6 protein-coding genes and 1 tRNA gene are annotated in these 3,896 nt (G+C 62.6%); 3 read left to right on the top strand and 4 right to left on the bottom strand.

Annotation, left to right across the window (positions count from 1 at the left end; translation table 11 throughout):
* The first annotated feature begins 169 nt into the window (after positions 1-169).
* Positions 170-343, top strand: coding sequence for a hypothetical protein (locus tag A2J01_RS36255; protein ID WP_003943953.1), 174 nt, complete (start codon positions 170-172; stop codon positions 341-343).
* A 98-nt stretch (positions 344-441) separates the two neighbouring features.
* Positions 442-1,929, top strand: a complete 1,488-nt coding sequence (locus A2J01_RS04240) for a DUF1254 domain-containing protein (RefSeq protein WP_231915696.1) — start codon at positions 442-444, stop codon at positions 1,927-1,929.
* Between the two features lie 52 nt (positions 1,930-1,981).
* Here the strand turns inward: A2J01_RS04240 and A2J01_RS04235 are convergent.
* From A2J01_RS04235 to A2J01_RS04220, 4 genes are all read right to left on the bottom strand, one after another.
* A tRNA-Ser gene (locus A2J01_RS04235) sits at positions 1,982-2,072 on the bottom strand.
* A gap of 56 nt (positions 2,073-2,128) precedes the next feature.
* Entirely contained in the window at positions 2,129-2,320 is a 192-nt protein-coding gene (locus tag A2J01_RS04230) for a CsbD family protein (RefSeq protein ID WP_003943869.1), read from the bottom strand.
* A gap of 138 nt (positions 2,321-2,458) precedes the next feature.
* Complete coding sequence (locus A2J01_RS04225) at positions 2,459-2,920, bottom strand: nucleoside deaminase (protein WP_064112063.1); 462 nt, start codon at positions 2,918-2,920, stop codon at positions 2,459-2,461.
* Positions 2,921-3,460, bottom strand: a complete 540-nt coding sequence (locus A2J01_RS04220; RefSeq protein ID WP_058038199.1) for a tRNA adenosine deaminase-associated protein — start codon at positions 3,458-3,460, stop codon at positions 2,921-2,923. It lies immediately after the preceding gene.
* 48 nt (positions 3,461-3,508) lie between these two features.
* Here A2J01_RS04220 and A2J01_RS04215 point away from each other — a divergent pair.
* Positions 3,509-3,896: prephenate dehydrogenase/arogenate dehydrogenase family protein (locus A2J01_RS04215; protein WP_156519152.1), on the top strand; the 388-nt coding region annotated here is incomplete at its 3' end.

Raw genomic sequence — 3,896 nt, 5'->3', positions numbered from 1 at the left:
CCACCGAAGGCGAGCCACATCTACAGCCATTAGTAATCATTTGGTAAAGTCGACTGTGCATTCCGGCCCCCAGACTGGAATGCCTGGGCCGTGCGCATCGAATCATGCATCGATCCCGATGCGCACGGTCTGCCCGAAACACGAATCACACCGATCGAGGGAGCTCGCGATGGCGGACCTGACGCTCCTGACCGACGACGAGTTACGCGAGCGTCGGATCGCCCTCAGTCGATCCCTCACTACCGCAGCAGATTTGATCCCCACCCCGCCACCCTCGTTCTTCGAGAAGCTGAAGCAGGACATCGATGCCGCCGCTGCAGAGTGGATCGCCCGCCGCTCCTGAACGTTCGAATTGCGCACACAGAACCGGTTTTCGATTTCCTCACCGGTTCACCCCGCAAGGGTGATGATGCAGCGGACGGTCACCGGCACCATGACTTCATGGACTCCCCGACCGACTCAATCGCACAAGGTTTCACGCCGGCACACGCTCAACTGGCGAGATCGGCCGGAGTTCCAGCAACGCTCGCCGCTGAGAGTTACGTGGAAGCCCTCGCCCGGATCGTCTATTACTGGGGCTATCCAGCTGTGGACACCTTCGGCCGTACAAACATGTGGGAGATCATGGATGGCAAGACCGGACTCCAACTCGGCCTTCTGCCAGGCGCCGCCAAAAATTACACAGGTGCCCTCACCGACTACATGAGCCCGGCGCAGCGGTGGGTCGTCTCACCCAACAACGACACGATCTACGGCGCAGGATTCGCCGATCTCACCGACGAAACCGCAGTGATACAGACCCCGACCGAGGTACCCGACGGCCATTACTGGACTATCCAGATCGTCGACGTGCTGACAAATGTGACTCACCAACTTGGTTCGGCGACAGGCACTCCCGGCGGAAAGTTCCTTCTGGTCGGACCTGATTGGGATGGCGAGTTGCCGGAAGACTTCCTCGATGTGCTTCGATCACCGACGAACGTGGCTGGGGTCTTCCCTCGCAGTTTCGCAGCACGTTCCGAGGCGTCCAAGCAGCAGGCGCGGTCGGTGCTCGACCAGATCGGCATGTACCCGTTCAGCGAGGATCGACCCGGCCCGCGGTCCTTCGGCTACGAGGCCCACGCCGCGAACTCGATCTACCCTCAGGGCGTCACCGCCGAAATGTTGGCGGTCGATCCCGACGCCAGTCGACCTCAATGGGTGAAGCCGGAATCTTTCTGGACCGATCTTGCAGCAATGCTCGATTTCAACCCGACCATGGGCGCAGCAGACACCCCGATGGCTGATCAAGCCAAGACGCTTGTCGCACTGTATCGTTCGGACAAGTCGTACCGAGCGCTGCTCGACCGCGCCGCGCTCCGCGCCGACGTCGCCCTCCATCAATCGGCGAGCTACGTCCAAACCGGGGTCGACGCAGGCAATGGATGGCAACGGCAACGCAACAGTGGCCTGTGGGGCACCGACTGGTTCGGACGGGCGCTCGCGGCCGTCATCTACATTTACGTCAACGACTTTCACGAGGCTGTCTACCTCATCCGGGGTACCGACCACGACGGAGCGTTACTCCACGGCCGCGAGCGGTACACCATGACCTTCACAGAAGACGCACTCCCACCCGTCGACCGCAGTCGCGGCGGCTTCTGGTCTCTGACCATGTACGACAAGGACGCATTTATGCTCGCCGACGCACCCGGTAACCGCGTCAACCTCGGCACCGTCAATCTCGACGCGGGCGATCTCGTCTTTCGTGACGGGAAGCTCACCTTGCACCTGTCTCACGACGAGCCGACCGATCCGGATGCTCGTGCCAACTGGCTACCCGCTCCGCACGACGAATTTCGACTGATCATTCGCAGCTATGTCCCCGACAAATCAGTCCTCGATGAAACCTACCGATTCCCTGACGTCGTCCGAGCAACGGGACTATAGGCGCCACCAAGCACAAAAAAGCTCCCCACCTGCGTGAACAGGTGGGGAGCTTTGGCGGTGGCGGAGGGATTTGAACCCTCGGACGGGGGTTACCCGTCACACGCTTTCGAGGCGTGCTCCTTAGGCCGCTCGGACACGCCACCGTTGGTGACTTTACCGGATGGAGTGCCCGTGGCTGAAATCGCCAGGTGGAGCGGTATTACGTGAGCTTGTCCTTGATGCTGGAAGCGGCGTCCTTGACCTTCTCGCCTGCATCCTTGACGGCCGATTTCACCTGGTCGCCCTTGCCTTCGTTTTCGAGGTCCCGGTCACCGGTAGCGCTGCCAGCAGCTTCCTTGGCCTTGCCCCCGAGGTCTTCGGCCTTGTTCTGAGCCTTGTCTGCGATTCCCATGAGTACTCCTCTGTGAACGCGAACGAATCGCCTTCCGACGATCCGCCGATGCCCTGACGGCATCTGCCTCCACCATGCCCTCGATTGATGGATCCGGCTACCCGAGTGTGCGATCACTCTCGATGGGGAATGCCGAATTCAGGCCCGCTGCTCGCGGAAGAAATCTTCCAAAAGCCCAGCGCATTCGTCCTCGAGGACCCCGCCGCGCACCTGCGGCCGATAGGTCAATCTTTTATCTCGAACTACGTCCCATAATGATCCGACGGCTCCGGTTTTCGGCTCCCACGCCCCGAAAACGACCCGAGAAACCCGGGCGAGGACCAGAGCGCCCGCACACATCGTGCATGGCTCGAGGGTCACGGCAAGCGTCGCACCTTCCAGGCGCCAGCCGTCACCGTAGGTTTTTGCGGCAGCACGCAACGCGAGGATTTCGGCGTGCGCGGTCGGATCGGACGACGCTTCCCTGGCATTGGAGGCCCGAGCAACTTCGACGCCGTCTGCGTCGAACACCACTGCCCCGACCGGGACGTCTGCGTCGGAGGTGGAACGTGCGGCCACGATGGCCGCACGGATCATGCGCTGGTCGTCAGCGAGAGTCATCTAGCGCGGGAGCTTGTCGAGCGCTGCGCCGAACTCGGATGCGAACCCGAGTCGCTGCGCGATCATCCCCAACTGCTCGTCCGGATAGAGATCGGTCTCGGCCGCGATGACGGCGAGCACGGGTTCCGGCAGGCCCAGATCGGCCAGCACGGACAGATCGCCCTCTTCCCAGGGTTCGACATCGTCGAGGTCGTCCGGGTCGATGTCGGGGATCTCGATGTGCAAGGCGTCGAGGACATCGGCTGCGATGTCGTAGTCGATGGCGGCGGTCGCGTCGGAAATCAGCAACTGCGTGCCCGACGGCGCCGGACGCAACACGATGAAGAACTCGTCGTCGACGTCGAGAAGACCGAAGGCGGCACCCGAACTTCGCAGCTCACGCAGCTGCGTTTCGGCGGCCGAGAGCGAGGTCAACGCGTCGGGCGTCAGTGCCTTGACCGTCCAACGCCCCTCTTCACGGACCACCGCGACACCGAAGCCTTCAAGCTCCTCCGACTGGTTCGAAGAGGCGCTCTTGTTACCCGCGCGCTGTGCACCCATGGCGCAACGGTAGCCCGCCTGGTGCCAGTGAGTGAAGTCCGAGCATCGATGTGCCAACCTGAACTCGTGTCTGCGATCGATTCCGCCCCACCAGTCTGCGTTCTCGGCCTCGGATTGATCGGCGGTTCGCTACTTCGCGCCGCCGTCCGATCCGGCCGCCGGGCGTGGGGTTACAACCGTTCCAGCGAGTCCGCCGACGCGGCCCGAGCCGACGGTTTCGACGCCGACACCGATCTGGTTTCAGTGCTTCAGAGAGCGAACGAAAGCGGCGCGATCATTGTGATCGCCGTGCCGATGCCTGCCGTCGACGCCACCTTGGCGGCCATCGCCGCGCACGCGCCCGACAATCCGATCACCGACGTCGTCAGCGTCAAGGGTGAAGTGAAGGCTGCGGTCGAACGAGCGGGCTTGAGCGCCAAGTTCGTGGGCGGTCATC

The sequence above is a fragment of the Rhodococcus sp. EPR-134 genome, from assembly GCF_001647205.1.
GTDB lineage: Bacteria > Actinomycetota > Actinomycetes > Mycobacteriales > Mycobacteriaceae > Rhodococcus_F > Rhodococcus_F qingshengii.
This window is presented reverse-complemented; position numbering and strand designations above follow the sequence as displayed.